Origin of the sequence: Streptomyces sp. NBC_00057 (assembly GCF_045041165.1) — a bacterium.
Lineage (GTDB): Bacteria > Actinomycetota > Actinomycetes > Streptomycetales > Streptomycetaceae > Streptomyces.
The window spans coordinates 6,488,918-6,515,530 of sequence record NZ_CP108256.1 but is presented as its reverse complement, the minus strand read 5'-3'; the positions used below and the strand labels follow the sequence as shown (position 1 = coordinate 6,515,530).

The following is a 26,613-nucleotide window of genomic DNA, read 5'->3' as shown; positions in this document are numbered from 1 at the left end:
TGAGTCGCGACTCACAGCAATGTGACTGCAACCCACCCACACCCCGGACGAACCGAGGAGCCACGGTGACCACCGCCCTGCCTGCCCGGTACCTCACCCCCGACGACATCGCCACTCTGCTCTCCGTCCCGCCGGAAACCGTCTACGCCTGGCGCAAAAAGCGCACCGGCCCACCCGAATTCCGCATCGGCAAGCACCTGCGCTACGACCCCGAAGCCGTCCATGCCTGGATTGGCGCTCGCATCGAAGCCGACGCCGCCTGACCAAACCCGCCACCACCACAGGGGCATGACCCGCATGGGTCGTGCCCCTGCCGCGTCCGTTCCTCCCAGGAGCCCCAATTGGCAGGCCACATCCAAGACCGCTGGTACAAGACCGCCACCACCGACGGCAAGACAAACCGCGTCAAGACCGACCGCCACGGGACCGGCATGCGTTACCACGCCCGCTACATCGGCCCTGACGGCACCGAGAAATCCAAGTCATTCCCCGACCGACAGAAGCGCCGCATCCCAGACCACCGACACGACTACGCGCACCTCGGTTGCTGTGCAGCTTCGGCTGCACGCCTTTCCGTACATCGGGTCGCACCCCCTCGACTCCTTCCAGCCCTCGCGCATCCTCAACCGGCTCAGCGAGTTGGAACGCGCGCTCCCCATGTCGTCGTACCGCCGCGTCATCTTCGCGAGCGTGTCCGCGGTTCTTGCGGCGGATGACGATCTACAGGCCGCCCGCGAGCACGGGATGCATGCGCTCCGGCACTTCTACGCCTCGGTACTGCTGGACGCAGGGAGAGCATCAAGGCGCTCTCCACCTGCCTCGGGCACTCCGACCCCGGCTTCACTCTCCGGACGTACACGCACCTGATGCCGAGCAGCGAGGGGCGCACCCGGAAGGCCGTGGACAGCATGTACGACGCCACCGCTTGTGCGCCTGACGGCCCACAGACGGCCCAGGGCGATTGAACGGACTCCGGGCCAGAGGCACGACGCCTCTGGCCCGGATCGTCACTGCGTCGCCGTAATGCGGCTGACCTGCTGTTACAGCACCGGCAGCAGTGCCTTCAGCTCGAAGGCCGTGACCTCGCTGCGGTACTCCTCCCACTCCTGCTTCTTGTTGCGCAGGAAGAAGTCGAAGACGTGCTCGCCGAGCGTCTCGGCGACCAGTTCGCTCTTCTCCATCAGCGAGATCGCCTCGCCGAGGTTCTGCGGCAGGGGTTCGATGCCCATCGCGCGGCGCTCTGCGTCGGACAGGGCCCAGACGTCGTCGTCGGCGCCGGCCGGGAGTTCGTAGCCCTCCTCTATGCCCTTGAGGCCCGCGGCGAGCAGCACCGCGTACGTCAGGTAGGGGTTGGCGCCGGAGTCGATGGAGCGGACCTCGACGCGGGCGGAGCCGGTCTTGCCGGGCTTGTACATCGGGACACGGATGAGCGCGGAGCGGTTGTTGTGGCCCCAGCAGATGTACGAGGGGGCCTCGCCGCCGGCGCCCGCGGCGCGGGAGGAGCCGCCCCAGATGCGCTTGTAGGAGTTGACCCACTGGTTCGTCACGGCGGAGATCTCCGCGGCGTGGGTGAGCAGACCGGCGATGAAGGAGCGGCCGACCTTGGACAGTTGATACTCCGCGCCCGACTCGTAGAAGGCATTGCGGTCGCCCTCGAAGAGGGAGAGGTGGGTGTGCATGCCCGACCCGGGGTACTCGGAGAACGGCTTCGGCATGAACGTCGCCTGCACGCCCTGCTCCAGCGCGACCTGCTTCATCACCAGGCGGAAGGTCATGATGTTGTCGGCGGTGGAGAGCGCGTCCGCGTACCGCAGGTCGATCTCCTGCTGACCGGGGGCGCCCTCGTGGTGACTGAACTCGACCGAGATGCCCATCGATTCGAGCATGGTGATCGCCTGGCGGCGGAAGTCCATGCCGACGTTCTGCGGGGTGTGGTCGAAGTAGCCGGAGCTGTCGGCGGGGGTGGGGCGGCTGCCGTCGACCGGCTTGTCCTTCAGCAGGAAGAACTCGATCTCCGGGTGGGTGTAGAAGGTGAAGCCCAGGTCGGAGGTCTTGGCGAGGATGCGCTTGAGGACATAGCGCGGGTCCGCGAAGGACGGCGAACCGTCGGGCATCAGGATGTCGCAGAACATCCGGGCCGTGCCGGGGGCCTCCGCGCGCCACGGCAGGATCTGGAACGTACCCGGGTCCGGCTTGGCGATCATGTCGGACTCGTACACCCGGGCGAAGCCCTCGATGGCCGAGCCGTCGAAGCCGATGCCCTCGTCAAACGCCTGTTCCAGCTCGGCGGGGGCCACGGCAACGGACTTGAGGTAGCCGAGCACATCGGTGAACCACAGCCGTACGAAGCGGATGTCGCGCTCCTCAAGCGTCCTGAGGACGAATTCCTGCTGCTTGTCCATAGCCACATCCTTGCAGTTCAGACGGTCCGTGCACCACCGCCCGGGGTAGGGGAGAAGCTCCAGTATCACGACCCGGGATTTCACCCAGATTACGCACACGATGTGAGATGGAGCACCCGGCCACCCACTACGATCGGCGCCCATGGTGCGCACGGAGCGGAGCGGCTTCGCAACTGCCCGGTACGCACCGGTTTTCCCGACCGCTTCTTGTCCCCCCGCCCCTTCGCAGAAGGACCTGACGACATGAGCTTCGACCGCAGGACCCGCATAGAGCAGATGCGCAACGCCGACCGCGCGCGGGAGCGCCGCAACCGTGTCCTGGCCATAAGCCTGAGCGTCCTCGCCGTCGTGGGCCTGGTCGGTTTCGGCTCGTACATGGTGCTGGACAAGTCCGAGGCATCGGAGAAGAAGAAGGCCGTTCAGGCGGAGGACGCCAAGGCGTCCGCGGCGGAGCAGAAGAAGCTCGCCGCCGAGCCCATCGAGGGGCTGAAGACGTGGGACGCGAAGAAGCTGACCCGCAAGCACGTCACCACGCCGGTCACGTACCCGATGAAGCCCCCGGTCGGCGGTGACCACAACCCCGTATGGACGAACTGCGACGGCGAGGTATACAAGAAAGCGATCCCCGACGTGAACGCCGTGCACTCGCTGGAGCACGGATCGGTGTGGGTGACGTACACGGACAAGGCCTCGAACGCCGATGTGGCGAAGCTCGCAGAGCGGGTCGGCAGGACGCCGTACTCGCTGATGAGCCCGTACGAGGGCCAGGCCGGGACGATCATGCTGAGTGCCTGGGGCAATCAGGTGACGGTGGACAGCGCCGATGACCGGCGGGTCGACCAGTTCTTCGCCAAGTTCGTCCAGGGGCCGCAGACACCCGAGCCCGGTGCCGCGTGCACGGGCGGGCTGGGGACCCAGTGACCGTGGTGAAACGCGACCGGCGCATCCAGTGGGTGGCGGGCTCCGCCGTCGTGCTCGCACTGCTGTTCGCGGGGGTGGCGACGGTCGCCTCCGCGCGGGACGACGGCGCGGACCATGCCGCCGCCCCCGCCACGCGCACGCCGGCGGTGGACTCGGCGGACGCCGGTTTCGCCCGCGACATGGCGGTTCACCATCAGCAGGCCGTCGAGATGTCGTTCATCGTGCGTGACCGTACGAAGGACGAGGAGGTACGCCGTCTCGCGTACGACATCGCCAATACGCAGGCCAACCAGCGGGGCATGATGCTCGGCTGGCTGGACCTGTGGGAGCTGCCGAAGGCGGCCGCCGGGCAGGAGCCGATGGCCTGGATGGCGGCGGGGCACGACGGACACACGATGGACGGCATGGAAGGAATGGGCGGGACGGCGGGCATGGGGGCCGGTTACCGGGCCCATGACGGCTCCCTCATGCCCGGTATGGCCACCAGGACCGAGCTGAACCGGCTCCGCAGGGCGAACGGCAGGAAGGCCGAGATCCTGTACCTCCAGCTGATGACCGACCACCACAAGGGCGGCATCGACATGGCCCGCGGCTGCGCCCGGCTGTGCACGGTGAATGTGGAGAAGCGGCTGGCCCAGGGAATGGTCGAGGCCCAGCAGTCCGAGCTGGACATGATGACCCGGATGCTGGCGGCACGAGGCGCGAAGCCCCGGCCCTGAAAGATTCCCTCCGAGCTGCATACACACCCGAACGGGTGATAGCGGTCGCGTGCCCCGAACGGGCCCATGACGATGGGTTCGCTCGGGGTCGTACAGCATGCCCACCGGCACGCAGGAGGAATCCCTCATGACCACCGCCAAGGACATCATGCACACCGGGGCCACATGGATCCCCGCGCACGAGACGCTCGACCGCGCCGCACAGCTGATGCGCGAGCACAAAGTGGGCGCGCTGCCCATCTCGGCCAAAGGCGAACGGGACCGGATGATCGGCATACTCACGGACCGCGACATCGTGGTCGGCTGTGTGGCGATGGGACACGATCCGTCGAAGATGACCGCGGGCGACCTCGCCAAGGGCACCCCTCGCTGGATCGACGCAGAGGCGGGTGTGGAGATGGTTCTGGAGGAGATGCAGACCCATCGGATCCGCCGGCTTCCCGTGGTCGAGAACAAGAAGCTGATCGGCATGATCAGCGAAGCCGATCTGGCGCATCACCTCTCCGACGAGCAGATCGCCCTCTGGGTGGAGAAGGTCTACGCCCCCAGCTGACCGGCTCGCGATCACACAGCCCGATGGCCCGGTACCCCTTGCCCACGAGGGGTACCGGGTCGCTGTGCGTTCTCTCCGCCGGGCCCTGTATTGCTGCGGCGATACGTTTCCGCGCGCGGCGCATACGGGGCGGGGGTAGGGTGCTCGACATGACCCTGAGTGGATGTGTGGCATACGGACAGTTGTTGCTGTCCGTTGCGCTGCTCATCGGGATCATTCGCCTCCTCAGGGGCGTCGTGGCGCGAGTGCCGCCGGCCGCGCGGCCGGTATCCCGGCCGGGCCGGACCCATCTCGCTTCGTTGTCGGTGCTGTGCATATAGGAGGGGTGCCTCCCCCTCCCCCAGCAGACCGAAATACCGACAACACCCCGAGGTGCTTCCGCCATGCGTACTCCACCCACCCGACGCGCCGTGCTCGGCGCCGCTGTCGCCACTGCCGGTACGGCAGTCCTGGCCGCCTGCTCCGGCGAATCCGACACGGCCCGCGGCGGTACGAAGGCCGGCGGCCCGAACGCCGGCGGCACGAGCCACGGCGGTGCGAACCACGGGACCGCCCCCCACGCGAAGCCCAGGGGCGAGTACGTCTCCCCCGACGGGGAGGAGGTCGCCGCGGCCGAGGTCGGGCGGGGTTCCGGCCCCGTACACAAGATCCACCTCACCGCCACCCCGTCCCGCCTCGATCTGGGCGGCGGGCTCGTCGTCGGCTCCTGGGCGTACGAAGCCCGGCTGCCCGGCAAGGAACTCCGGGTCGCGGTCGGCGACACCCTGGCGCTCACCCTCGCCAACCACCTTCCGGCGACGACCAGCCTGCACTGGCACGGGCTCAATGTGCGCAACGACATGGACGGCGTACCCGACCTGACCCAGCCGCCCATCAAGCAGGGCGCCGAGTACGCGTACCGCTTCAAGGTGCCGCACCCGGGAACGTACTGGTTCCATCCGCACACGGGCGTCCAGCAGGACCGCGGTCTGTACGCGCCACTGATCGTCGACGACCCCAAGGAGCCCCTCAAGTACGACAAGGAGTGGGTCGTCGTCCTCGACGACTGGGTCGACGGGGTGGACGGCTCCACGCCGGACGGGGTGCTCGACGAACTCAGCGGGGGCCGGGGCGGCATGGGCCACGGGATGGGCCACGGGATGGGCCATGACGGCATGGGCGACAAGAGCGACATGGATGACAAGAGCGATTCGGGCGACGCCGGGCACGGAGGTTCCCCCAAGTCCCCCAAGTCCGCCAAGCGCCGCTCCGGCCCCTCCCGTGTCATGAAGAACTCGTTCAGCGAACTGCTCGACAGCCACGGTGGCAATGTCGACTACCCGCATTACCTGATCAACGGCCGCATCCCGAAGGCCCCCACCTCCTTCGCCGCCAAGCCCGGCGACCGGATCCGGATTCGCATCATCAACGCGGGCGGCGACACCGCTTTCCGTGTCGCGCTCGGCGGCCACCGGATGACGATCACCCACACCGACGGCTACCCGGTCCGGCACACCACGACGGACGCCCTGCTGCTGGGCATGGGTGAGCGGTACGACGTGGTGGTCACCGCCGGGGACGGGGTGTTCCCGCTGACCGCGCTCGCCGAGGGCAAGCGGGCGTCGGCGCTGGCCCTGCTCCGTACCGGACGGGGCGCGGCGCCCACCGCCTCCGTACGGCCGAAGGAGCTGGACGGAAAACTGGTGGAGGCGGGCGAGCTGTCGCCGGACGAATCCGTGGCGCTGTCCGTCCGCGAGCCCGACCGGACCATCCGGTTCAAGTTGACCGGCAACATGGCTGCGTACAACTGGGGCTTCAACCACAAGCCGTACAGGCCCGGGCAGCGCCACCCGGTCAAGGCGGGCGAGCGGGTCAGGATGGAGTTCTACAACGTCACGGAGATGTGGCATCCCATCCATCTGCACGGACACTCGTTCGGGCTGGTGGGATCGGCAGGGCCGGAGCACCGGGCCTCCCACCGGCGCGAGGCCACATGGGCGCGCAAGGACACCGCGATCGTCCGGCCGGGCAGCTCGATCGCCGTGGAGTTCGACGCGGACAACCCGGGCCTGTGGATGCTCCACTGCCACAACATCTACCACTCGGACGTGGGCATGATGACGGTCCTCGGCTACCACCACTGACCCGTTCCTGGCGGGCGGCTCCGCGATTGCACTGCCCGCCAGGACATCGCGTCAGTCAGACGATTACACTGGGCGCGTGCCTCAACTACGCCTCGCACTGAATCAGATCGACTCGACCGTCGGTGATCTCTCCGGCAACGCCGAGGCGGTCGTCCACTGGACCCGGCACTCCGCCGAACAGGGCGCCCATCTGGTGGCGTTCCCCGAGATGATGCTGACCGGCTACCCCGTCGAGGACCTGGCCCTGCGGTCGTCCTTCGTCGAGGCCTCGCGTCAGGCGCTGCGCGCGCTCGCCGCCCGTCTCGACGCGGAGGGCTTCGGGGAGCTGCCGGTCGTACTCGGTTACCTCGATCGCTCCGAGACGGCCCAGCCGCGCTACGGGCAGCCCGCCGGTGCCCCGCAGAACGCCGCCGCGGTGCTGCACCGCGGGCAGGTCGCGCTGACCTTCGCCAAGCACCACCTCCCCAATTACGGTGTCTTCGACGAGTTCCGGTACTTCGTGCCGGGCGACTCGATGCCGGTCGTGCGGGTCCAGGGCGTCGATGTGGCACTCGCGATCTGCGAGGACCTCTGGCAGGACGGCGGCCGGGTGCCGGCCGCGCGGGCCGCCGGCGCCGGACTGCTGCTGTCGATCAACGCCTCGCCGTACGAGCGGGACAAGGACGACACCCGGCTGGAACTGGTCCGCAAGCGGGCCCAGGAGGCCGGCTGCACGACCGCGTATCTGGCGATGATCGGCGGCCAGGACGAGCTGGTCTTCGACGGCGACTCGATCGTCGTCGACCAGAACGGCGAAGTGATCGCCCGCGCCCCGCAGTTCGCCGAGGGCAGCGTCGTCCTCGACCTGGACCTGCCGGCCGCCGCGGCCGAGGCGCCGTCCGGTGTCGTGAACGACGGGCTGCGGATCGACCGCGTGGTGCTCTCCGAGGAGCCCCTCCCGGCGTACGAGACGGAGCTGACCGGCGGTTACGCGGAGCGTCTCGACGACGACGAGGAGCTGTACTCGGCGCTGGTCGTGGGCCTGCGTGCGTACGCCGCCAAGAACGGCTTCAGCAGTGTGCTGATCGGGCTCTCCGGCGGGATCGACTCGGCGCTGGTCGCGGCCATCGCCTGCGACGCGCTGGGCGCACAGAACGTGTACGGCATCTCGATGCCGTCGAAGTACTCCTCGGACCACTCCAAGGGCGACGCGGCCGAGCTGGCCCGCCGTACCGGGCTGAACTTCCGCACCGTACCGATCGAGCCGATGTTCGACGCGTACATGGGCTCGCTGGGGCTCACCGGCCTTGCCGAGGAGAACCTCCAGTCCCGGCTGCGCGGCACGATACTGATGGCCGTCTCCAACCAGGAGGGCCAGATCGTCCTCGCGCCGGGCAACAAGTCCGAGCTGGCGGTCGGCTACTCGACGCTGTACGGCGACTCGGTCGGGGCGTACGGCCCGATCAAGGATGTCTACAAGACGTCGATCTTCCGCCTCGCGAAGTGGCGCAACCGCGCCGCCGAGGAGCGTGGGCAGACCCCTCCGATCCCGGAGGCGTCCATCACCAAGCCGCCCAGCGCCGAGCTGCGCCCGGGACAGGTCGACACGGACTCGCTGCCCGACTACGACGTACTGGACCGGATCCTGGAGCTGTACGTCGACCGGGACCAGGGCCTGGACGAAATCGTCGCGGCCGGGTTCGACGAGGCGCTGGTGGCGAAGACGCTGCGGATGGTGGACACGGCGGAGTACAAGCGGCGGCAGTACCCGCCGGGCACGAAGATCTCCCCGAAGGGCTTCGGCAAGGACCGGCGGCTGCCGATCACCAATCGGTGGCGCGAGTCGGGGTGACCGGGGCGGGGTGACCGGGGCCGCGACGCGCTCGCGCTGCGTCTCCCGAAGCCGTGGCCCCGTGCGGTGGGGTGGCTGCTGACGGCCGTCGCGGTCCCGGCCGGACGCCCCGCCAAAGCGGCTGCCCATGAGCCTCGCGGGCTGGCCCGGCCGGCTGGCCATGGCCCCCTTGGTTGTCGTCCTCGCCCGTACGGGCAGGCTCGCGCTTCCCGGCGCCCGGACCGACCGGGGGTGAGGCACTGAACGCCTCCGAGCCCGCTGGAACCGGACCGGCCGCCGGTCACAGCCGCACGCGCGCCGCGATCGGCAGGTGGTCGCTGTCCGTCGCCGGGAGCGTCCACGACGACATCGGCTCGACGCCCTTCACCATGATCTGGTCGATCCGTGCCATCGGGAACGACGCCGGCCAGCTGAAGCCGAAGCCGTCGCCGGCGGCGCCCTGGGTGGACCTCATCTGGGAGGTGACCTCGTTGAGCGAGCGGTCGTTCATCGTGCCGTTGAGGTCACCGAGCAGGATCACCTTGCCGAGCCGTTCGTCGGCGATGGCCTCGCCCAGGGCGTCCGCGCTGTCGTCGCGCTGGTTGGCGGTGAATCCGGCGTGCAGCTTGACCCGTACGGACGGCAGATGGGCCACGTAGACGGCGACCTCGCCCTTGGGCGTCGTCACCGTGGAACGCATCGCCCGGGTCCAGCCCATCTTGATGTCGACCGGCCGGGTGTCGCTCATCGGGTACTTGCTCCACAGGCCGACGGTCCCCTGCACCGAGTGGTACGGGAAGCGGTCGGCGAGCGCCGCCTCGTACGCCGATACCTTGCCGCTCGGCAGTTCCTCCAGGGCGATGATGTCGGCGCCCGAGTCCGCGACCTGCCGGGCGGTGCCCGCGGGGTCGGGGTTGTCGGCGTTGACGTTGTGGGTGGCCACGGTGAGGTCGCCGCCGCTGCCCGACTTGTCGGAGAGCATCAGCCCGCCGAAGAGATTGAGCCAGACCACGACCGGCAGCAGCAGGGCGACCAGCGCGGTCGCCGAGCGGCGCACCAGGCCCAGGATCAGCAGCAGCGGGACGAACACACCGATCCACGGCAGGAACGTCTCGGTGAGGCTGCCCAGGTTGCCGATGGTGTTCGGGATGTCGGCGTGGAAGACCATCACGAGGGTGAGGAGGACCGCGCAGACGGCAAGGACGATTCCGCGCCGCCAGATGCCCTTGTCGCCGGTCCATCTGTCGCGCAGGTCCTGGAAACGGGATCCGGACCCGGTGCGCCGCGGCTCCGGACGGTCGTTCCCGGTGTCCGCTCCGTACGCCTGCACCATCGCGCTGTCCTCACTGCCTTGCCGTGCATGTCGTGCGCCCTCGACCCTAGGCGATGAGCGGCGTGTTTCCTGCCGTCCACGACGGCTGTACTGCCACGAGGACGAAGGACGGGGTCCGACGGGTTCCGGCCAGGAGGGGTCTGCGGGTGCTTGTGACAGAACGATCACACTCGGGCGGGTCCGGGGGTGTCAGCCGTCGGCAGCGGGCCGGGGGGCGAGGCCCTCGGTCAGAACCTGGATGATGCTGTCGGCGAGATCCTCGGGCAGCGGCGCTTCGGGCCGGTGAATGGTGCGTACGAGCATGGGCCCCAGGAACAGGTCGTCCATCAGTTCCACGTCCAGGTCTCCGCGGAGCTCGCCGGCATCGACCGCCCGCTGCACGGCGGCCAGCATGGCGGCGCGGCGGGGGGCTATGACGGTGCATTGGTATTCGGACCACAGTTTGGGGTGGCTCTTCATCTGCGCGAAGACGTTGTGGAGCAGGACGGAGGAGCGCTGGGCCAGGCCGCGCCTGCGCAGTGACTCCAGCAGCAGCCGCAGGTCGTCGAGTCCGGCAGCGCCGGAGACGGTGGGTTCCGGGGGCTCGATGTCTCGCAGTACATCGACGAAGAGCTCCTCCTTGCCGCTCCATCGCCGGTAGATGGTCGCCTTGCCGACCCCGGCGGTCCGGGCTATCCGCTCGATGGACAGGCCGGCGAGGGGCTCACCGGCCTCCAGCAGTTCGACGACGGCGTCCAGGATCGCCCGTTCGGCCGCCGCACTGCGCGGTCGGCCCCTTCGCGGTTCCGGATCCTCCCGGACCGGGCAGCCTTGGCCCTGTGCCTGTGCCTCTGCCTCTGCCTCTGCCTGCACGTGAAACCGCCTCTCGCCGGACCGTCCGCCGTTCCGATTCTCGCCGACGCGGGCGGTGCCTCGGTGAGCCGCCCCAGGGTTCCGGGGGCCGCCCGGAACCCTGGGCGGCGTTTTCGGTTCTCCGGGGCCGTGGCTGTCACCGGCCCGCCCCGGCACGTACCGACCGTTCGCCCTCGCCGGACTCCTGTCCGGCGAGCGTCTTCCCCGGCAGGAACATCGCGACCACGAGAGCGCCCACCAGGGCGATGGTCGCCGAACCGATGGCGGTGACATGCATCGCCTTCAGGAACGCGTCGTTCGCCGCGGCGATCAGCGGGGCGCCCGCCGGGCCCAGCTTGTCCGCGATGCCGAGCGTCGCTTCGATCGACTCCCCCGCGGCCTCCCTGGCACCGGCCGGGAGCGCACCGAGGTGGCCCTCGATGTCGCCGCGGTAGACGGTGGAGAGCACCGAGCCGAGCACTGCTATGCCGAGCGCCCCGCCGACCTGCCGGAACGTGTTGTTGACGGCCGATCCGGAACCGGCCTTCTCCCTGGGCAGTGCCTGCATCACCGAGACCGTGACCGGCGTCATCACATGCGCCATGCCCGTGCCCTGGACGAAGAAGAGCACGCACAGCACCCAGACCGGCGTGGTGGCGTCGAACAGCGCGAACGCCGCGAGGCCGAGCGCGACCAGCAGCATGCCGACGGTGCAGACCACGCGGGCGCCGAACCGGTCGACGACCAGCCGGGCGCGCGGCGCGAAGATCATCTGGGCGGCGGCCAGCGGCAGGATCAGCAGACCGGCCTGCAGCGCGCTCCAGCCGCGCACGCTCTGCATGTAGAAGGCGGAGAAGAAGGTCACGCCCATCAGCGCGAAGAAGACGAGCGCTATGGCGGCGACGGCCGCGGAGAACGACGGCTCCTTGAAGTACGAGATGTCGATGGCCGGGTGGCTGGTGCGCTTCTCGTGCCAGACGAATGCGGTCAGGACGACCAGACCGCCGATGACCGAGAGGAGCACGGTGGGGTCGGCGAAGTCGGCGAGCTGGCCGCCGCGGATGATGCCGTACACCAGCAGGACCAGACCGACGATGGACAGCACGACACCGCGCGGGTCGGTCCGGCCCGGGTTCGGGTCCTTGGAGTCCGGCACCAGCACCGCCATCGCGATCAGCGCGACGATCACCACGGGCACATTGACCAGGAAGATCGAGCCCCACCAGAAGTGTTCGAGCAGCAGACCGCCGGTGATCGGGCCGATCGCGATGGCGAGGCCGACGCTGCCGGCCCAGATGCCGATGGCCTTGGGCTGCTCGTCGCGTTCGAAGACGTTCATCAGGACGGCGAGCGTGGCCGGCATGACGAACGCCGCACCGAAGCCCATCACGGCACGCCAGGTGATCAGCTCGCCGGGCGAGCCGGACATGGCGGCGAGGGCGGAACCGATGCCGAAGAGGAGGATGCCGAAGAGCAGCACCCTCTTGCGGCCGATGCGGTCACCGAGCAGGCCCGCGGTGAAGAGGAGTCCGGCGAAAACGAGCGTGTAGGCGTTGATCGCCCACTCCAGCTCGCTCTGGGTGGCACCGAGGCCGGTGGGTGCGGGGCTGGCGATGGTCTTGACCGCGACGTTCAGGATCGAGTTGTCCAGCACCACGATGAGCAGGCTGAACATCAGAACGACGAGGATCGCCCAACGGCGGCGGTGGACCGCCTCGGGGACTTGGGGCAGGGCGGTGCGAGCGCCCGACGGTATGGACATGGCGGCGAGGTTATATGATTTCGATACGATACCGTCTCGTATTGTAAAGTCTTTACCGGGCGGGCGCCTGCCGGAGACGTGTGCCCGGGCCCACTTCCCGCGGTGTGCGGACCCACTTCCCGTGGACGGCCGCGGGATGCCACCATGGAACCGGTCCGGGGACGCCGTCAGGGCGCCTCGAGATGACAAAGGAGCCGTTGGCAATGTCGCTTCAGGCTGCACAGAACAAGTCCGCCGCATCCCCCGCGGGTGCCCCCACCGACAGCAGCAAGGCGCTGTACGGGGGCAAGAGCACCCGCCGTATCTCCATCCATGACATCGCCGCCGCCACCGAGCGCGGTGAGAAGTGGCCCATGCTCACCGCCTACGACGCGATGACCGCGTCCGTCTTCGACGAGGCCGGTATCCCGGTCATGCTCGTCGGCGACTCCATGGGCAACTGCCACCTCGGTTACGAGACCACCGTGCCCGTCACGATGGACGAGATCGCCATCCTTTCCGCCGCTGTCGTACGGGGCACGAAGCGCGCCCTGATCGTCGCCGACCTGCCCTTCGGGGCGTACCAGGAAGGGCCCGTCCAGGCCCTGCGCAACGCAACCCGGCTGATCAAGGAGTCCGGTGTCGGCGCGGTCAAGCTGGAGGGCGGTGAGCGCAGCCACGAGCAGATCCGGCTGCTGGTCGACGCCGGCATCCCGGTCATGGCCCACATCGGTCTGACCCCGCAGTCCGTCAACGCGATGGGATACCGGGTGCAGGGCCGCGGCGAGGAGGCAGCCCAGCAGATGCTGCGTGACGCCAAGGCCGTGCAGGACGCGGGCGCGTTCGCCGTCGTCCTGGAGCTCGTACCGGCCGAGCTGGCCGCCGAGGTCACCCGCACCCTGCAGATCCCGACCGTCGGCATCGGCGCCGGTCCCGACACGGATGCCCAGGTGCTGGTCTACACCGACATGGTCGGGCTGACCGGCGGCAAGGTGCCGCGCTTCACCAAGCAGTACGCGAACCTGCGCAAGACGCTCGGTGACGCGGCGAAGGAGTTCGCCGAGGAGGTCGTGGGAGGCGGCTTCCCGGCCCCGGAGCACACCTTCCACTAGGCCGTGCGGCCTAGTTCCACCCGGGCCTGATCAGCAGGAAAGGCCCGGGGCAGATCCGAAGGAAGGCCCCGGGCACGGGCCACTGCCCGCACCACCGACAGCCCGCCGACATCCCCCATCGGCGGGCTGTCGGCCTGTTGTCGGCGGACTGTCGGTGGCACCTGGTCCCATGGTGGGCATGACGCGAATCGACAAGAACCCCAGGAGCGGCCCGAACGCCGTCGAGGTCCGGGGGCTGGTCAAGCACTACGGCTCGACCAAGGCTCTGGACGGCGTGGACCTCGATGTCCGCGAGGGCACCGTGCTCGGTGTGCTCGGCCCCAACGGAGCCGGTAAGACCACGCTCGTACGCTGCCTGTCCACCCTGATCATCCCCGATGCGGGACACGCCACCGTGGCGGGCTACGACGTGGTGAAGCAGCCGCGGCAGCTGCGCCGCACCATCGGTCTGACCGGGCAGTACGCCTCGGTCGACGAGAAGCTCTCCGGCTGGGAGAACCTCTACATGATCGGGCGGCTGCTCGACCTGCCGCGCAGGACCGCCCGGTCCCGGGCCGACGAGCTCCTGGAGCGGTTCTCCCTCACCGACGCGGCCAAGCGTGCCGCGATGGACTACTCCGGCGGCATGCGGCGCCGGCTCGACCTGGCCGCCTCGATGATCGGCAGCCCGGCCGTCCTCTATCTGGACGAGCCGACGACGGGGCTCGACCCCCGGACCCGTAACGAGGTCTGGGACGAGGTGCAGCGGATGGTCGCGGAGGGGGCGACCGTCCTGCTCACCACCCAGTACATGGAAGAGGCCGAGCAGCTCGCCGATGAGCTCACCGTCATCGACAAGGGCAAGATCATCGCCAGTGGCGGGGTGAACGAGCTCAAGGCGAAGGTCGGCGGCCGCACCCTGCAGATCCGGCCCTCGGACCCGGCGCAGCTGCCCGCGATGGCGCAGGCGCTCAGGGAGGCCGGACTCGACGGGGTAGCGGGCGCGCAGGCCGTCCCGGACGAGGGACTGCTGTACGTACCGATCCTCAGCGACGAACAGCTGACGGCCGTCATCGGCCTGCTCGGCACCCGGGGCTTCTCGCTGGCGCACGTCGCCACCGCGCTGCCCAGCCTGGACGAGGTCTTCCTGGCCATCACCGGCGAGAAGTCCACTTCCGCCGCCGCATCGATCCCTGAGGAGGTCGCGGCATGAGCACAGCGACTCTGACGCCCGCCCCCACCGAGACCGCACCAGCGAAGGCACGCCACGACGAGGGCCGGATCGGGCTGCGCGCCAATCTGCGGCACATCGGGGCGCTGGCACGGCGCAATGTCCTCCAGATCAAGAAGGATCCGGAGTCGATGTTCGATGTGCTCCTGATGCCGATCGTCTTCACGCTGCTGTTCGTGTACGTGTTCGGCGGTTCGGTCGGCGGCAGCATGGGCGGCGGCCGGCAGGAGTATCTGAACTATCTGGTCCCCGGCCTGATGGCGATGATGGGCATGAACATCGCCATGGCGGTCGGCACCGGTGTCAACGACGACTTCCGCAAGGGAGTCATGGACCGGTTCCGGACGATGCCGATCGCCCGTTCCTCGGTCCTCATCGCGAAGATCGCGGTCGAGCTCGGCCGGATGATGGTCGCCACGCTGATCCTGCTGGGCATGGGCTTCGCGCTCGGCATGGAGCTGCAGACCTCGGTGTTCGGACTGATCGGGGCGGTCGCGCTGTCGGCGGTGTTCAGCGCCGCCATCATGTGGATCTTCATCCTGCTCGGGCTGGCCATGAAGACGGCCCAGGCGGTTCAGGGAATGGGGATGCTCGTGCTGATGCCGCTCCAGTTCGGCTCTTCGATCTTCGCCCCTACCAAGACGATGCCCGGCTGGCTCCAGACGTTCACCGATTACAACCCGCTGTCCAATCTGGCGGACGCGGTGCGCGGTCTGATGATGGGCGGCCCGATCGCCCACTCGGTGTGGGTGACGCTCGGCTGGGCCGCGGTGATCACCGCGGTGGCGGGGCCGCTCGCGGTCGCCACGTTCCGCAAGAAGTCCTGAGCCGCGGTCCGACGCCGGTCGGTACCCGTGCCCGTGCCGGTGTCGGTACGCGGTCGGCCGGTGGTCGGCGCCGGTACGTACGCGGCCGGCCGGTGGTCCGGGCCGCGGTTCACTCCCTGTGCGCGTCGACGAGGGCGGCGGCCTCCTCCAGGGTGCGGCCGCCGCCCTCGGCGTACGCGGCGTCGTAGGCGGCCCGGCCCAGGACAGCGACGGCCAGTTCCTCCGCCTGGGCGCAGTCGTGCCGCTCCATCGACGTCGGCACATGCCCCCGGGGCAGCAGCTGCCGGCCGGCCCCCAGCAGCCGGGCTGCGAGCGTGGCCCGGTGCTCGCCACCGATTCCGGCCAACGCCCGTGCGAGGGTGACGAGTGATCCTCTCGGAGATCGGCCACAAGCCGGTCACCAGGCGGATCTACGTCCAGGGCGATGGGTCGGCCGAGCGGCTGGCGGCAGTTGAGGCTGCAATCAACTACCACGTGGCACAACTACTGCCGCGCGGCATCTACAGTTCAGAGACCCTCCGAACGAAAGGGGAGCAGGCGCTCACCGGGCTACGACAAGAGTTCGAGCGACTGCACCTGTCGGAAGAAGACGGACAGGATCGCTGGGAGTATGCCGAAATCGGAATGACCTTCGCCGAACGATGGCGGGACAAGGACCCAACTACCCTCGCGAATGACCTTGTTCAGGCAGGTATCACCGTCGAATGTCACCCTCAGGACAGAGGTGGACATTTCCTGCGTCTGCCCAAGGACCTGAAGCAGCGCTTCGCCCGATCGCTGGGCCGACCGTAACCCCGGCCGCTTCAGCCTCAGGCTGTGGACTCTCAACAGCCGCCGCTACCCTCGGTCCATGAACACTGCTACCGCCGCAGCAGGGCGTCGCGTCAGCCCGGTCTTCCTCGGAATCGTCGCGGTGATGGCCGTTTCGGGCTGGGCTGTCTGGGTCCGGTTTGCGTCGACCCCGGGCATCGCAGTCTTTCTCTTCGTCACCACGGCGTGGATCGTCTCACTCTGTCTCCACGAGTACGCTCACGCCCGCACCGCGCTACACAGCGGCGACATCACCGTCACCGCCAAGGGCTATTTGACGCTCAATCCGTTCGCCTATACGCATGCGCTGCTGAGCATCGTGCTGCCGGTGCTGTTCGTGATCATGGGCGGTATCGGTCTGCCCGGCGGTGCGGTCTTCATCGAGCGGGGCCGGATCAGCGGGCGCTGGAAGCACAGCCTGATCTCTGCGGCGGGCCCGCTGATGAATGTGCTGTTCGCGTTTCTCTGCACGGCGCCGTTCTGGCTGCACGCGCTGGACGGCGTCCCGGTCGTCTTCCAGTACGCGCTGGGCTTCCTGGCACTGCTCCAGGTCACCGCGGCGATCCTCAACTTCGTCCCGGTCCCGGGGCTGGACGGTTACGGAGTGATCGAGCCCTGGCTCTCGTACCGGATCCGACGGCAGGTCGAGCCGTTCGCCCCGTTCGGGCTGATCGCGGTCTTCGGCATCCTGTGGATCCCCGAGGTCAACCACGTGTTCTTCGACGCGATCCATTCCCTGTTGCGGGCACTGGGCGTCAGCGACTTCACGACGTACTGCGGTTTCGACACCTACCGCTTCTGGCGGTCGGCCGACCAGGCCTGCACGGCCGGCCTCTGATCCACCGCTCAGCCGGCGGTCTGTGCACGCTGCCGGCGCAGGTAGAACCACGCCATGTTGGACGAGAGCCCGGCAAACAGCACCCAGACGATCCCGAGCAAGCTGCCCTGGACGAACGAGATCACGGCCGCGACGACGGCCAGGACGCAGACAGCGATGGCGTAGAGAGCGAGGCGGGGCATGGGGGCGGCTCCTGTCCGGGGTGATGCACGGTCCCGTCCAGTGTCCCCCATGCCCCTTTCCGCTCGCCGCAGGGTGCGCCGGGAACGTGTCCGGTTCAGACGTCGGTGGTACGCAGACCCGCGTGCGCCTTGTAGCGACGGTTGACCGAGATCAGGTTGGCGACCAGCGACTCGACCTGGTGGGCGTTGCGCAGCCGCCCAGCGAAGATGCCGCGCATGCCGGGAATCCGGCCCGCCAGCGCCTGTACCAGGTCGGTGTCGGCACGGGCCTCGCCCAGCACCAGCACATCGGTGTCGATCTCCTCAATGGCCTCGTCCTGAAGAAGCACCGCCGAGAGGTGGTGGAAGGCGGCGGTGACCCGGGACTCCGGCAGCAGGGCGGCGGCCTGCTCGGCAGCGCTGCCCTCCTCGGGCTTCAGGGCGTAGGCACCCTTCTTGTCGAAGCCGAGCGGGTTGACGCAGTCGATGACGAGCTTGCCCGCGAGCTCGTCGCGCAGCGACTCCAGGGTCTTGGCGTGGCCGTCCCACGGCACGGCGACGATCACGACGTCGCTGCGCCGGGCGCACTCGGCGTTGTCCGCGCCCTCGACGCCGTGGCCCAGCTCGTCGGCGGCGGTCTGTGCGCGGTCGGCGGCACGGGAGCCGATGATCACCTTCTGCCCGGCGCGGGCGAACCGGTAGGCGAGCCCGCGGCCCTGCGGTCCGGTGCCGCCGAGCACGCCGACGGTCAGCCCGGACACATCGGGAAGGTCCCAGGGATCCTTGGCGGGGGGCTTGGGTGCGCTGCCACTGTCATTCGTAGTCATGGCCTCGACACTACTGCCCGCGATGGAGGGGAACGCTCCGCCGTCGGCCGCGCGATCAGGATCGCTCCACGGGGCCCGTTCGGATGGTTTCGCCGTCGTTCGCCGGTGGTGGGGACCGGCCTTGGGGCATGATGCCGGGCCATGGATGCCGTACGCGTCGCCCTGCTGCGTGAAGTGCTCGCCGGGACCGGGTGGCCCGCGGCGGCCCGGCGGTTCGCCGGGGCGCTCAGGTCGTCCGTCGTCCCGCACGGCGGCGGGCTGCTGCTGGTGGGGACTGCGGTGTACGAGCCGTGGCATCTGGCGGCCCATCTGATCGACGAGTCGACCTGGTCCGGGCTGCCCGAGCTGACACCCACCCTGGTACGCCACCGGGTGGAGCCGGGCGATCCGGCGCATCTGGCCGTCGGTCTGTGCAGGATCGAGGCGGCCGGGCGGGGCGAGACGCTGCTCCTGGTGGCCCCTGAGCGGCCCGGCGCCGGGCTGCTGGAGCGGGTGCACGACGCCCGCCGGGCCGGGGCGACGGTGCTCTCGCTGGACGACGGCGACCCGGAGGTGCGGGGGCTCGCCCACGAGACGCTCGCGGTGACCGGCAGCGACGATGTCGATCTGGACACCGTGCAGCATCTGGTGAGCGCGGCAGCCGGGGAGAACAGCGCCCCCGCGCCGCGCGGCCGCCGCCGCTTCCGGGACCGGCTGTCCCGGCTCGCCGACCAGCTGACGGCACCGCCACCGGCCCGGTGGTGAGAAGTCCCGGGGTGCCACGGCGGGAGCGGCGGCCGCCACTCAAATCTGTTGCAGAGGGCATCTACGGCGCCGGACCATGAGCCCTCGTGCAACCAGACCATCCCGGAGGAGCTGCGGGGCCGGCTGGCGGGCGGGCATCGAGGTGCTCTCGTACAGCGTCGGCCCGCAGCTGGGCCAGGTGCGGGCCGGTGCGATGGCGGGCTGGACAGGGACCCGCTCCGCGATCCGGAGCGGGGGCGTGGCGTGCGTGGCCTCGGTCGCGCTGCTCACCGCAGCGCTGCCGAAGCTGCTGACGTACGACTCCGAGACGGACGAGGACACGGTACGCAGGCGCGCGGCCAGAGAGTCCAGCCCCGTCGGCGTGTGAGGAGCGGCGTCCGGGGGCGGAGCCCCCGGCCGGAGCCCCTCGGTCACGCCTCCGGGTCGGGCGGCGTGGCCCGGTCGTGCCACTTGGGATCCGTCTCCCACTCGAGATTCCGCTCCTGCGCCGTCTGCATCGCGTGCTCCGCCTCCTCACGGGAGGCATACGGCCCGAAACGGTCCTTGGCCGGGCACTCGGGGCCCTCCTCGACCTTCTGATGCTGCAGGCAGTAGTACCACTCGCCCGGCTTGCCGACCGTACGCTTCTTGAACAGGGCCATCATCGGCTCCTTCCCTCGGGGCCATGCTGCCCCAAGCACGCTGGTTAGACTCGCTGACATGTCTGGCCAGTCGCTGCTCGTACCCGGGGAGATCACTCCCATCCGTTCCGTACCCGGAAACATCCGGCGCCCCGAATACGTGGGCAAGCCGGCCCCCACCCCGTACACCGGACCGGAGATCCAGGACGCCGACACCATCGAGCGCATGCGCATCGCGGGGCGGATCGCCGCGCAGGCGATGGCGGAGGCCGCGAAGCACATCGCCCCGGGCGTCACGACGGACGAACTCGACCGGGTCGCCCATGAGTTCATGTGCGATCACGGCGCCTATCCGTCGACGCTCGGCTACCGCGGATTTCCCAAGTCGCTCTGTTCCTCGCTCAACGAGGTGATCTGCCACGGCATCCCGGACTCCACGGTGCTGCGCGACGGCGACATCGTGAACCTCGACGTCACGGCGTACATCAACGGTGTGCACGGCGACAACAACGCCACGTACCTCTGCGGCGACGTGGACGAGGAGTCCCGGCTGCTCGTGGAGCGCACCGAGGAGTCGCTGAACCGGGCCATCAAGGCGGTCCGGCCGGGCCGGCAGGTCAATGTGATCGGTCGGGTCATCGAGTCGTACGCGAAGCGCTTCGGATACGGGGTGGTGCGGGACTTCACCGGGCACGGGATCAATTCCTCGTTCCACTCCGGTCTGATCATTCCGCACTACGACAGCCCGCGCGCGACCACCGTGATGCAGCCCGGGATGACGTTCACCATCGAGCCGATGCTGACGCTGGGCAGCCATGACTACGACATGTGGGACGACGGCTGGACCGTGGTGACGAAGGACCGCAAGCGCACCGCTCAGTTCGAGCACACGCTGGTGGTGACGGAGACGGGCGCCGAGATCCTCACGCTCCCGTAGTCACACGGACAGTTCCCTCCGAAAGCGGCCGCCTGCGGGCGGCCGCTTTCGCATGCTCGCGACGAGTGCAAGCGCGCGTTCGCGCTGAACACGGCGGTGTTCCGGGAGCTGGGCGAGGTGTTCCCGCTCAGCGCGTAACGCCTTGGCGGCGCGGCTGGAGCGGTTGCCCCGGGTCCGCCGGCCGGCCGGCCAACATGACGCGGCCCCCGATCTCCACCGTGCCGTCCGGTGCGGGTGCGGTGAGGATCTGGGAGCCGCGTCCTTGCGTGATGTTGAGGGCGCGGCCGAGCTCCGCGCTGAGCAGCAGGGCCGCCGCGCCCGTCGCCTCGTCCTCCACGATGCCCCCGGTGCAAGCCCCGGCTCCACCGGAGCGGCTGACGCCGCGCTCATCGATTCGCCTCGGGAACGCCCTTGCCCTGACCCGGCCCGCCGCCTCGTCCTCCCAGGCCCATACATACAGCCAGCCCTCGCCCGGTGGCGGCCCGGTCAGCGCCTCGACCTCGGCGACGGATGCGTACCGCTCCAGCGTGCGCGGAGGCGCCCACTCGGGGCGGGCGGTGATCCAGGTGAACTCCCCGTCCTGACGGGCGAAGATCTCCCCGACCGGCAGCTCCAGGATCTCCAGATCGAGCAGCCATGCGGTGCCGACGAGCGGATGCCCGGCAATGGGGAGGCGGAGTCCCGGGGTGTAGATGTCGACGTGCCCACGCTCGGGGTCGTCGACGAACACGGTCTCGCTGAAGCCGAGTTGACCGGCCAGCGCCTGCCGGGACGCCTCGTCGGGGTACGTACGCCCGTCGCGTACGACCCCGAGGGCGTTGCCGTGCCGGCCGTCCGGGCCACAGAACACGCGCAGTACGTCGATGCCTGCGGGTACGTCGAAGTCGCTGTCGCTCACGCGGGCATTCAAACACCGCCCGGGTGACGGCCGTACAACTGGGCCGCCCCCGGGCGGTGGTATCGGGCGGTGGTGTCCTGCGGTGCGGACGGATCAGGCGGTACGGCGACGGCGGGCGGCGATCACGGCTCCGGCACCGGTCGCCACGACAACACGCGCCGGGGACGCGGTCGTCGTCGTGCCGCACGATCGGCCGGCCGCGGCGTACACGGACCGGGCCGCTGTACTGCACGACGGGCGGATCGCGGTGGCGGGCCCGCCCGCGGAGGTGTTCACGGGCAAGCTGCTCGGCGAGGTCTACCGGCAGCCGGTCGAGGTGTTCCCGCATCCGCGGGCCGGGACGCCCTCGTTGTACCGACAAGAACCGCTTGACCATCACTTGACCCTTCCATGGGCCTCCCGTGAGTCAATCGTGATCACCTCGATCCCACCTCGCGCGGATGAGAGTTGAATCACTACACAAGAGGGTATCGGTGAGGCAAGCCTCGGCTAAGTTAGGTCTGCCTCACCCGTCTTTGTCCGGCCTTCTCCTGCTTCTCCTTCATCCTCTGTGGAGCCCGTATGCGAGCCGTTCGTTCCTCCGTCGTCACCGCTGCCGCCACTGTGGTAGCCCTGACCGCCGTCACGGGCTGCGCGCAGAAGAGCGACGGCAAGGGCGACGGAGCCGTACAGGTCGTCGCGAAGGACGACTCCTGCGAGGTATCGAAGAAGAAGCTGCCGGCCGGTCACATCGAGCTGGCCGTGCAGAACAAGGGCTCGAAGGTCACCGAGGTCTACGTACTGTTCCCGGACGACCGCATCGTCGCCGAGCGCGAGAACATCGGCCCCGGAACCAAGGCCAACATCACGGCCGAGATCAAGGCCGGCTCGTACGAGATCGTCTGCAAGCCCGGCATGAAGGGCAACGGCATCCGGCAGAAGATCGAGGTCACCGGCTCCAACGCGGCCGAGCGCAGCCCCGAGATGGACAAGGCCGTCGCCGCCTACCGCACGTACGTCCAGACCCAGGCCGACGAGACGCTGCCGAAGGCCAAGGCCTTCACGGACGCCGTCGCCGCCGGTGACATCGAGGCCGCGAAGAAGCTCTACGCCGACTCCCGTCTCGGCTGGGAGCGCACCGAGCCGGTCGCCGAGTCCTTCGGCGACATCGACCCGAAGGTCGACATCCGCGAGGACGGCCTGGAGGACGGCCAGAAGTGGACGGGCTGGCACCGCCTGGAGAAGGCGCTGTGGCACGACAAGAAGCTGGGCGCCGAGGAGAAGGCCCTCGCACCGGTCCTCTACAAGGACCTGCTCGACTGGCAGAAGCGGGTCGGCACGGCGGAGATCACCCCGACCTCCATGGCCAACGGCGCCAAGGAACTCCTCGACGAGGTCGCGACCGGCAAGGTCACCGGCGAGGAAGAGCGCTACAGCCACACCGACCTGGTCGACTTCAAGGGCAACGTCGAGGGCGCGGAGAAGTCCTACGAGCTGCTGAAGCCGATCGCGTCGAAGAACGACCCGGCGCTGACGGCGTCCCTGGACAAGCAGTTCGCGGCACTGAACACGCTGCTGGACAAGTACCGCAAGGACAAGACCTCCTACGAGTTCACCTCGTACGAGAAGGTCGGCAAGGCAGACCGCAAGGAGCTTTCGGACGCCGTCAACGCGCTGGCCGAGCCGCTGTCCAAGCTCGCCGCCGCGGTGACGAAGTAACGAGCGGGGAGACTTCGGGATGTCGCAGGAGAAGCAGAACACCGCCGTGGACGACGCTTCCGGGGCAACCGCCGCCGAGACCGGCAGCCGTGCCCCGTCCCGCCGGGCGCTGCTCGGCTGGGGCGGCGCCGGTCTGGCGCTGGGCGCGGTCGCGACGGGCGGCGCGGTCGCCGCGGTGCGTACGGAGAACGACGCCGTGCCGGCCGCGGACAGCGGTCCGGCCGTGCCGTTCCACGGTCCGCACCAGGCCGGTATCTCCACCGCCGTACAGGACAGGCTGCACTTCGCCGCGTTCGACGTGACGACGAAGGACCGCGCCGAGCTGATCGCGCTGCTCAAGGAGTGGACGCGGGCGGCCGAGCGGATGACAGCCGGTCACGCGGTCGGCGACGGCGCCTACGGCGGTCTCGCGGAGGCCCCGCCGGACGACACTGGCGAGGCACTGGGGCTCAAGCCGTCCCGGCTCACGCTCACCATCGGCTTCGGCCCCTCGCTCTTCGCCAAGGGCCGGTTCGGCCTGGAGGACAAGCGTCCCGAGGCGCTCGTCGATCTGCCGAAGTTCTCCGGCGACAACCTCGACGCGGCCCGCAGCGGCGGCGACATCTGCGTCCAGGCGTGTGCGGACGACCCGCAGGTCGCGGTGCACGCCATCCGTAATCTCGCCAGGATCGGCATGGGCCGCACCGCGATCCGCTGGTCCCAGCTGGGCTTCGGCAAGACGTCCTCGACGACGCCCGACGCCCAGACCCCGCGCAACATGATGGGCTTCAAGGACGGCACCCGGAACATCTCCGGCACCGACACCGCCGCCCTGGACAAGCATGTGTGGGTGGGCGAGAAGGACAAGGCGGGCTGGATGACCGGGGGTTCGTACCTGGTGGCCCGGCGCATCCGGATGCATATCGAGACCTGGGACCGCGCCCCCCTCCAGGAGCAGGAGGACATCTTCGGCCGCGACAAGGGCGAGGGCGCCCCGGTCGGCAAGTCCAAGGAGCGCGACGAGCCGTTCCTGAAGGCGATGCTGCCGACCGCGCATGTGCGGCTCGCCCACCCGGACAGCAACGACGGTGCGACGATCCTGCGCCGCGGCTACTCCTTCACGGACGGCACGGACGGCCTCGGCCGGCTCGACGCCGGGCTGTTCTTCCTCGCCTACCAGCGCGATGTCCGCAAGGCATTCATTCCGCTGCAGCGCCGCCTCGCGGCGCACGACGCACTCAACGAGTACATCCAGCACGTGGGTTCGGCGCACTTCGCCGTCCCGCCGGGCGTCCGTGACAAGGACGACTGGTGGGGCCGGGCGCTGTTCTCGTAGAGGGACCGGCAATCGGGGGGTGGGAGAAGGAGCGGGGGCTGGGCGCGTGCAGCTGCAAGGCGGAGGATCGAGTCAACGCGATGGGGTCTCCCCTGCTCGAGCGAAGCCGAGAGCTTGGGGAAGTTGGTGATTGACGACAACGCCGCAGATGCGCGTGCCCAGCCCCGCGACGCCGCCCCCCGATTGCCGATCCTTCCTGGGTACTCGAAGCAGAAAAGGAGAACCGAAACGTGTTCAGCAACTTCCTGATCGGCCTGCGCGAAGGCCTTGAGGCCAGCCTGGTCGTCTGCATCCTCATCGCCTATCTGGTGAAGACCGGCAACAAGAACAAACTGGTGTCGATCTGGATCGGCGTCGGTATCGCGGTCGTCGTCAGCCTGGCGTTCGGTGCCGGCCTCGAATTCGGTTCGCAGGAGATGACGTTCAAGGCCCAGGAGGCGCTCGGCGGCACGCTGTCGATCATCTCGGTCGGTCTGGTCACCTGGATGGTCTTCTGGATGCGGCGCACCGCGCGGCATCTGAAGACGGAGCTGCACGGCAAGCTCGACGCGGCACTCGCGATGGGCACCGGCGCACTGGTCGCCACGGCACTCCTCGCGGTGGGCCGGGAAGGCCTGGAGACCTCGCTGTTCGTGTGGCGTGCGGTGCATGCGGCGGACGACGGCTGGCACCCGATGATCGGCGCGTTCCTCGGCATCGGGACCGCCGTCGTACTGGGCTGGCTGTTCTACCGCGGTGCGCTGAAGATCAACCTGTCGAAGTTCTTCACCTGGACCGGCGGCATGCTGGTGGTCGTCGCCGCGGGCGTGCTCGCGTACGGCGTCCATGACCTGCAGGAAGCCGAGTTCCTGGGCGGTATCCACAACAAGGCGTTCGACATCAGCGCCACGATTCCGCCGGACAGCTGGTACGGCACGCTGCTGAAGGGCACGTTCAACTTCCAGCCCGACCCGACCGTTCTTCAGGTCACGGTGTGGGCGCTGTATCTGATCCCCACTCTCGCGCTGTTCCTCGCCCCGATAGGGTTCGGACGGTCAGTGGGGGCGACGGATCAGAAGGCGCAGAAAGCAACGGATGAGAAGCCTGAGGCCGATTCGGCTGGCGACGGGGCTCGCGACGGCGACGGTGCTGTCCATGACGGCGAGCGGGTGCGTGACGGTGCACGGCGAGCTGGAAGTGGTGCCGGCGGCAACCAGGTCTGAGGCCGCACAGGCCCTGAAGGTTTTCACCACCGCGTACAACGCGGCGGACAAGGCCTACGACCCGGCTCTGGACGCGGACCGGGTCACGGGCCCGCTCGGCGCGATCAATCAGGCCGGGCTGAAGGCACGGCAGAAGAACAACCCGGACGGCAACGCGAACCACACGCCGTTGGAGCTGACCGACGCCAGGTATCTCATCCCGAAGAAGGCCGGCTGGCCGCGGTGGTTCCTCGCGGACACCGACTCCAACCGCGACGAGGACAGCGGAAAGCTGGACACCCGCTGGCTGCTCGTCTTCGTCAAGTCCGGGCCGGACGCGGGGTGGAAGACCTCCCATCTGTCGGTCGTCACACCGTCCCAGCTGCCCGGCTTCGCGAAGGACAGCGACGGCCTGGCCGAGCCGGTGGCCGCGGACAGCTCCGAACTGGCCGTGGCGCCGGAGGACTTGGGCACCCAGTACACGGAGTACCTGCAGAAGGGCACCCCGGACGTCTTCGCCCCCGGCAACGCCACTTCGGGCTGGCGGGACGCGCGCCGCACCACCCGTCGGGCAGGCTTCTCGTACCAGTACATCGACCAGCCACTGGACAGCGGTACGTTCGCCCCGCTCGGCCTGAAGACGGACGACGGCGGGGCGCTGGTCTTCTTCAGCAGCAAGCACTTCGAACGGCAGACCGCGGCAAAGGGCCTGCGTCCGCCGCTCAACGCGGATGTGGAGGCGCTGCTGAGCGGTGAGGTGAAGTCCACCCTCACCAAGGAGCGGGTCTCCAGCCAGCTGGTGTTCGTTCCGAAGAAGGGCGCCGGGGACGGCAAGGTGGTCTTGCTGAACCGACTGCCGGGCCTGACGGCGGCGAAGGGGTCGTAACCGGGGCAGGATCAAGCCCGTCCGGCGATTGAGGACGTCGTTGAGCCCGTCCGGCAATCGAGGACGTCGTTGAGCCCGTCCGGCGATTGAGGACGAAGTGGCCACCGGACGGCCCC

Annotated in this window: 26 protein-coding genes and 4 pseudogenes; 21 read left to right on the top strand and 9 right to left on the bottom strand. The window is 69.1% G+C overall.

The window, feature by feature from the left end; translation table 11 throughout:
- Positions 1-65: 65 nt before the first annotated feature.
- Entirely contained in the window at positions 66-263 is a 198-nt protein-coding gene (locus OG953_RS30705; RefSeq protein WP_405688389.1) for a helix-turn-helix domain-containing protein, read from the top strand.
- Between the two features lie 78 nt (positions 264-341).
- Positions 342-965 (top strand): annotated as a pseudogene (locus tag OG953_RS30700) (tyrosine-type recombinase/integrase).
- 75 nt (positions 966-1,040) lie between these two features.
- Here OG953_RS30700 and glnA read toward each other — a convergent pair.
- Positions 1,041-2,402 carry a type I glutamate--ammonia ligase gene (gene glnA / locus OG953_RS30695; RefSeq protein WP_093897617.1) on the bottom strand — a complete coding sequence of 454 codons (1,362 nt, stop codon included), beginning with the start codon at positions 2,400-2,402 and terminating at the stop codon, positions 1,041-1,043.
- A gap of 243 nt (positions 2,403-2,645) precedes the next feature.
- On the opposite strand from glnA, the gene OG953_RS30690 reads away from it, so the two are divergent.
- The 5 genes from OG953_RS30690 (at position 2,646) to OG953_RS30670 (ending at position 8,549) form a co-directional block, all read left to right on the top strand.
- On the top strand, positions 2,646-3,323 hold the full coding sequence (locus OG953_RS30690; protein WP_405688388.1) for a DUF3105 domain-containing protein: 678 nt from the start codon (positions 2,646-2,648) through the stop codon (positions 3,321-3,323).
- Between the two features lie 2 nt (positions 3,324-3,325).
- Positions 3,326-4,042, top strand: coding sequence for a DUF305 domain-containing protein (locus OG953_RS30685; RefSeq protein ID WP_405688386.1), 717 nt, complete (start codon positions 3,326-3,328; stop codon positions 4,040-4,042).
- Between the two features lie 127 nt (positions 4,043-4,169).
- Positions 4,170-4,595, top strand: a complete 426-nt coding sequence (locus OG953_RS30680) for a CBS domain-containing protein (protein WP_405688384.1) — start codon at positions 4,170-4,172, stop codon at positions 4,593-4,595.
- A 383-nt stretch (positions 4,596-4,978) separates the two neighbouring features.
- Entirely contained in the window at positions 4,979-6,718 is a 1,740-nt protein-coding gene (locus OG953_RS30675) for a multicopper oxidase family protein (RefSeq protein ID WP_405688383.1), read from the top strand.
- A 76-nt stretch (positions 6,719-6,794) separates the two neighbouring features.
- Positions 6,795-8,549, top strand: coding sequence for an NAD+ synthase (locus OG953_RS30670; protein ID WP_405688381.1), 1,755 nt, complete (start codon positions 6,795-6,797; stop codon positions 8,547-8,549).
- 280 nt (positions 8,550-8,829) lie between these two features.
- Here the strand turns inward: OG953_RS30670 and OG953_RS30665 are convergent, their stop codons facing one another.
- From OG953_RS30665 to OG953_RS30655, 3 genes are all read right to left on the bottom strand, one after another.
- Positions 8,830-9,861, bottom strand: coding sequence for an endonuclease/exonuclease/phosphatase family protein (locus tag OG953_RS30665; RefSeq protein ID WP_405688379.1), 1,032 nt, complete (start codon positions 9,859-9,861; stop codon positions 8,830-8,832).
- 189 nt (positions 9,862-10,050) lie between these two features.
- The gene (locus tag OG953_RS30660; RefSeq protein ID WP_405688378.1) at positions 10,051-10,713 is read right to left on the bottom strand and encodes a TetR/AcrR family transcriptional regulator; all 663 of its coding nucleotides are present in this window, start codon (positions 10,711-10,713) and stop codon (positions 10,051-10,053) included.
- 136 nt (positions 10,714-10,849) lie between these two features.
- Entirely contained in the window at positions 10,850-12,454 is a 1,605-nt protein-coding gene (locus OG953_RS30655) for a DHA2 family efflux MFS transporter permease subunit (RefSeq protein ID WP_405688377.1), read from the bottom strand.
- Between the two features lie 203 nt (positions 12,455-12,657).
- On the opposite strand from OG953_RS30655, the gene panB reads away from it, so the two are divergent.
- From panB to OG953_RS30640, 3 genes are all read left to right on the top strand, one after another.
- A complete protein-coding gene (gene panB / locus OG953_RS30650; protein ID WP_405688376.1) occupies positions 12,658-13,545 on the top strand; it encodes a 3-methyl-2-oxobutanoate hydroxymethyltransferase in 888 nt (295 codons plus the stop codon).
- Between the two features lie 169 nt (positions 13,546-13,714).
- Positions 13,715-14,737 (top strand): ATP-binding cassette domain-containing protein, encoded by a 1,023-nt coding sequence (locus OG953_RS30645; RefSeq protein WP_405688374.1) that lies wholly within the window; start codon positions 13,715-13,717, stop codon positions 14,735-14,737.
- The gene (locus tag OG953_RS30640) at positions 14,734-15,582 is read left to right on the top strand and encodes an ABC transporter permease (protein ID WP_405688372.1); all 849 of its coding nucleotides are present in this window, start codon (positions 14,734-14,736) and stop codon (positions 15,580-15,582) included. Before OG953_RS30645 ends, OG953_RS30640 begins: the two co-directional genes overlap by 4 nt.
- 109 nt (positions 15,583-15,691) lie before the next feature.
- Here the strand turns inward: OG953_RS30640 and OG953_RS30635 are convergent, their stop codons facing one another.
- Positions 15,692-15,928 carry a hypothetical protein gene (locus OG953_RS30635; RefSeq protein WP_405688370.1) on the bottom strand — a complete coding sequence of 79 codons (237 nt, stop codon included), beginning with the start codon at positions 15,926-15,928 and terminating at the stop codon, positions 15,692-15,694.
- A 20-nt stretch (positions 15,929-15,948) separates the two neighbouring features.
- Here OG953_RS30635 and OG953_RS30630 point away from each other — a divergent pair, with 20 nt between their 5' ends.
- Together OG953_RS30630 and OG953_RS30625 are read left to right on the top strand one after the other, a co-directional pair.
- Positions 15,949-16,374: a hypothetical protein gene (locus tag OG953_RS30630; protein WP_405688369.1), complete on the top strand. Its 426-nt coding sequence runs from the start codon at positions 15,949-15,951 to the stop codon at positions 16,372-16,374.
- A 58-nt stretch (positions 16,375-16,432) separates the two neighbouring features.
- Complete coding sequence (locus tag OG953_RS30625; RefSeq protein ID WP_405688368.1) at positions 16,433-17,230, top strand: site-2 protease family protein; 798 nt, start codon at positions 16,433-16,435, stop codon at positions 17,228-17,230.
- An 8-nt stretch (positions 17,231-17,238) separates the two neighbouring features.
- On the opposite strand, the gene OG953_RS30620 is transcribed toward OG953_RS30625, so the two are convergent.
- Both OG953_RS30620 and npdG read right to left on the bottom strand, forming a co-directional pair.
- Positions 17,239-17,412 carry a hypothetical protein gene (locus OG953_RS30620; protein ID WP_405688366.1) on the bottom strand — a complete coding sequence of 58 codons (174 nt, stop codon included), beginning with the start codon at positions 17,410-17,412 and terminating at the stop codon, positions 17,239-17,241.
- 95 nt (positions 17,413-17,507) lie between these two features.
- Positions 17,508-18,218, bottom strand: coding sequence for an NADPH-dependent F420 reductase (gene npdG / locus OG953_RS30615; protein WP_405688365.1), 711 nt, complete (start codon positions 18,216-18,218; stop codon positions 17,508-17,510).
- Between the two features lie 141 nt (positions 18,219-18,359).
- On the opposite strand from npdG, the gene OG953_RS30610 reads away from it, so the two are divergent.
- Both OG953_RS30610 and OG953_RS30605 read left to right on the top strand, forming a co-directional pair.
- Entirely contained in the window at positions 18,360-18,962 is a 603-nt protein-coding gene (locus tag OG953_RS30610; RefSeq protein WP_405688363.1) for a hypothetical protein, read from the top strand.
- Positions 18,963-19,052: 90 nt separating this feature from the next.
- A pseudogene (locus OG953_RS30605) lies at positions 19,053-19,329 on the top strand (MFS transporter); the annotation flags it as partial.
- Between the two features lie 43 nt (positions 19,330-19,372).
- Here the strand turns inward: OG953_RS30605 and OG953_RS30600 are convergent.
- Positions 19,373-19,603, bottom strand: a complete 231-nt coding sequence (locus OG953_RS30600; protein ID WP_176740283.1) for a hypothetical protein — start codon at positions 19,601-19,603, stop codon at positions 19,373-19,375.
- Positions 19,604-19,661: 58 nt separating this feature from the next.
- Here OG953_RS30600 and map point away from each other — a divergent pair, with 58 nt between their 5' ends.
- Together map and OG953_RS30590 are read left to right on the top strand one after the other, a co-directional pair.
- Complete coding sequence (gene map, locus OG953_RS30595; RefSeq protein WP_189277516.1) at positions 19,662-20,519, top strand: type I methionyl aminopeptidase; 858 nt, start codon at positions 19,662-19,664, stop codon at positions 20,517-20,519.
- 60 nt (positions 20,520-20,579) lie between these two features.
- A pseudogene (locus OG953_RS30590) lies at positions 20,580-20,657 on the top strand (biliverdin-producing heme oxygenase); the annotation flags it as partial.
- On the opposite strand, the gene OG953_RS30585 reads toward OG953_RS30590, so the two are convergent.
- The gene (locus OG953_RS30585) at positions 20,647-21,417 is read right to left on the bottom strand and encodes a PhzF family phenazine biosynthesis protein (RefSeq protein WP_405688361.1); all 771 of its coding nucleotides are present in this window, start codon (positions 21,415-21,417) and stop codon (positions 20,647-20,649) included. The pseudogene OG953_RS30590 and the gene OG953_RS30585 sit on opposite strands and share 11 nt — an antisense overlap.
- Before the next feature lie 157 nt (positions 21,418-21,574).
- Here OG953_RS30585 and OG953_RS30580 point away from each other — a divergent pair.
- The 5 genes and pseudogenes from OG953_RS30580 to OG953_RS30560 all read left to right on the top strand — a co-directional run.
- Positions 21,575-21,789: pseudogene (locus tag OG953_RS30580) on the top strand (hemin ABC transporter ATP-binding protein); the annotation flags it as partial.
- 189 nt (positions 21,790-21,978) lie between these two features.
- Positions 21,979-23,115, top strand: coding sequence for an iron uptake system protein EfeO (efeO, locus tag OG953_RS30575; RefSeq protein WP_405688360.1), 1,137 nt, complete (start codon positions 21,979-21,981; stop codon positions 23,113-23,115).
- A 19-nt stretch (positions 23,116-23,134) separates the two neighbouring features.
- The gene (gene efeB / locus OG953_RS30570; RefSeq protein WP_405688358.1) at positions 23,135-24,430 is read left to right on the top strand and encodes an iron uptake transporter deferrochelatase/peroxidase subunit; all 1,296 of its coding nucleotides are present in this window, start codon (positions 23,135-23,137) and stop codon (positions 24,428-24,430) included.
- A gap of 230 nt (positions 24,431-24,660) precedes the next feature.
- Positions 24,661-25,632, top strand: a complete 972-nt coding sequence (efeU, locus tag OG953_RS30565; protein WP_405688357.1) for an iron uptake transporter permease EfeU — start codon at positions 24,661-24,663, stop codon at positions 25,630-25,632.
- Positions 25,565-26,497 carry a hypothetical protein gene (locus tag OG953_RS30560; RefSeq protein ID WP_405688355.1) on the top strand — a complete coding sequence of 311 codons (933 nt, stop codon included), beginning with the start codon at positions 25,565-25,567 and terminating at the stop codon, positions 26,495-26,497. Before efeU ends, OG953_RS30560 begins: the two co-directional genes overlap by 68 nt.
- The last annotated feature ends 116 nt before the right edge of the window (positions 26,498-26,613 follow it).

Excerpts from the sequence above, each read along its gene's own strand:
- npdG (WP_405688365.1), bottom strand. The coding sequence starts at position 18,218 with ATGACTACGAATGACAGTGGCAGCGCACCCAAGCCCCCCGCCAAGGAT.
- OG953_RS30600 (WP_176740283.1), bottom strand. The coding sequence starts at position 19,603 with ATGGCCCTGTTCAAGAAGCGTACGGTCGGCAAGCCGGGCGAGTGGTAC.
- glnA (WP_093897617.1), bottom strand. The coding sequence starts at position 2,402 with ATGGACAAGCAGCAGGAATTCGTCCTCAGGACGCTTGAGGAGCGCGAC.
- map (WP_189277516.1), top strand. The coding sequence starts at position 19,662 with ATGTCTGGCCAGTCGCTGCTCGTACCCGGGGAGATCACTCCCATCCGT.
- OG953_RS30680 (WP_405688384.1), top strand. The coding sequence starts at position 4,170 with ATGACCACCGCCAAGGACATCATGCACACCGGGGCCACATGGATCCCC.
- OG953_RS30620 (WP_405688366.1), bottom strand. The coding sequence starts at position 17,412 with ATGCCCCGCCTCGCTCTCTACGCCATCGCTGTCTGCGTCCTGGCCGTC.
- OG953_RS30625 (WP_405688368.1), top strand. The coding sequence starts at position 16,433 with ATGAACACTGCTACCGCCGCAGCAGGGCGTCGCGTCAGCCCGGTCTTC.
- OG953_RS30610 (WP_405688363.1), top strand. The coding sequence starts at position 18,360 with ATGGATGCCGTACGCGTCGCCCTGCTGCGTGAAGTGCTCGCCGGGACC.
- efeO (WP_405688360.1), top strand. The coding sequence starts at position 21,979 with ATGCGAGCCGTTCGTTCCTCCGTCGTCACCGCTGCCGCCACTGTGGTA.
- efeB (WP_405688358.1), top strand. The coding sequence starts at position 23,135 with ATGTCGCAGGAGAAGCAGAACACCGCCGTGGACGACGCTTCCGGGGCA.
- OG953_RS30640 (WP_405688372.1), top strand. The coding sequence starts at position 14,734 with ATGAGCACAGCGACTCTGACGCCCGCCCCCACCGAGACCGCACCAGCG.
- OG953_RS30690 (WP_405688388.1), top strand. The coding sequence starts at position 2,646 with ATGAGCTTCGACCGCAGGACCCGCATAGAGCAGATGCGCAACGCCGAC.
- panB (WP_405688376.1), top strand. The coding sequence starts at position 12,658 with ATGTCGCTTCAGGCTGCACAGAACAAGTCCGCCGCATCCCCCGCGGGT.
- OG953_RS30560 (WP_405688355.1), top strand. The coding sequence starts at position 25,565 with ATGACGGCGAGCGGGTGCGTGACGGTGCACGGCGAGCTGGAAGTGGTG.
- OG953_RS30645 (WP_405688374.1), top strand. The coding sequence starts at position 13,715 with ATGGTGGGCATGACGCGAATCGACAAGAACCCCAGGAGCGGCCCGAAC.
- OG953_RS30655 (WP_405688377.1), bottom strand. The coding sequence starts at position 12,454 with ATGTCCATACCGTCGGGCGCTCGCACCGCCCTGCCCCAAGTCCCCGAG.
- OG953_RS30665 (WP_405688379.1), bottom strand. The coding sequence starts at position 9,861 with ATGGTGCAGGCGTACGGAGCGGACACCGGGAACGACCGTCCGGAGCCG.
- OG953_RS30675 (WP_405688383.1), top strand. The coding sequence starts at position 4,979 with ATGCGTACTCCACCCACCCGACGCGCCGTGCTCGGCGCCGCTGTCGCC.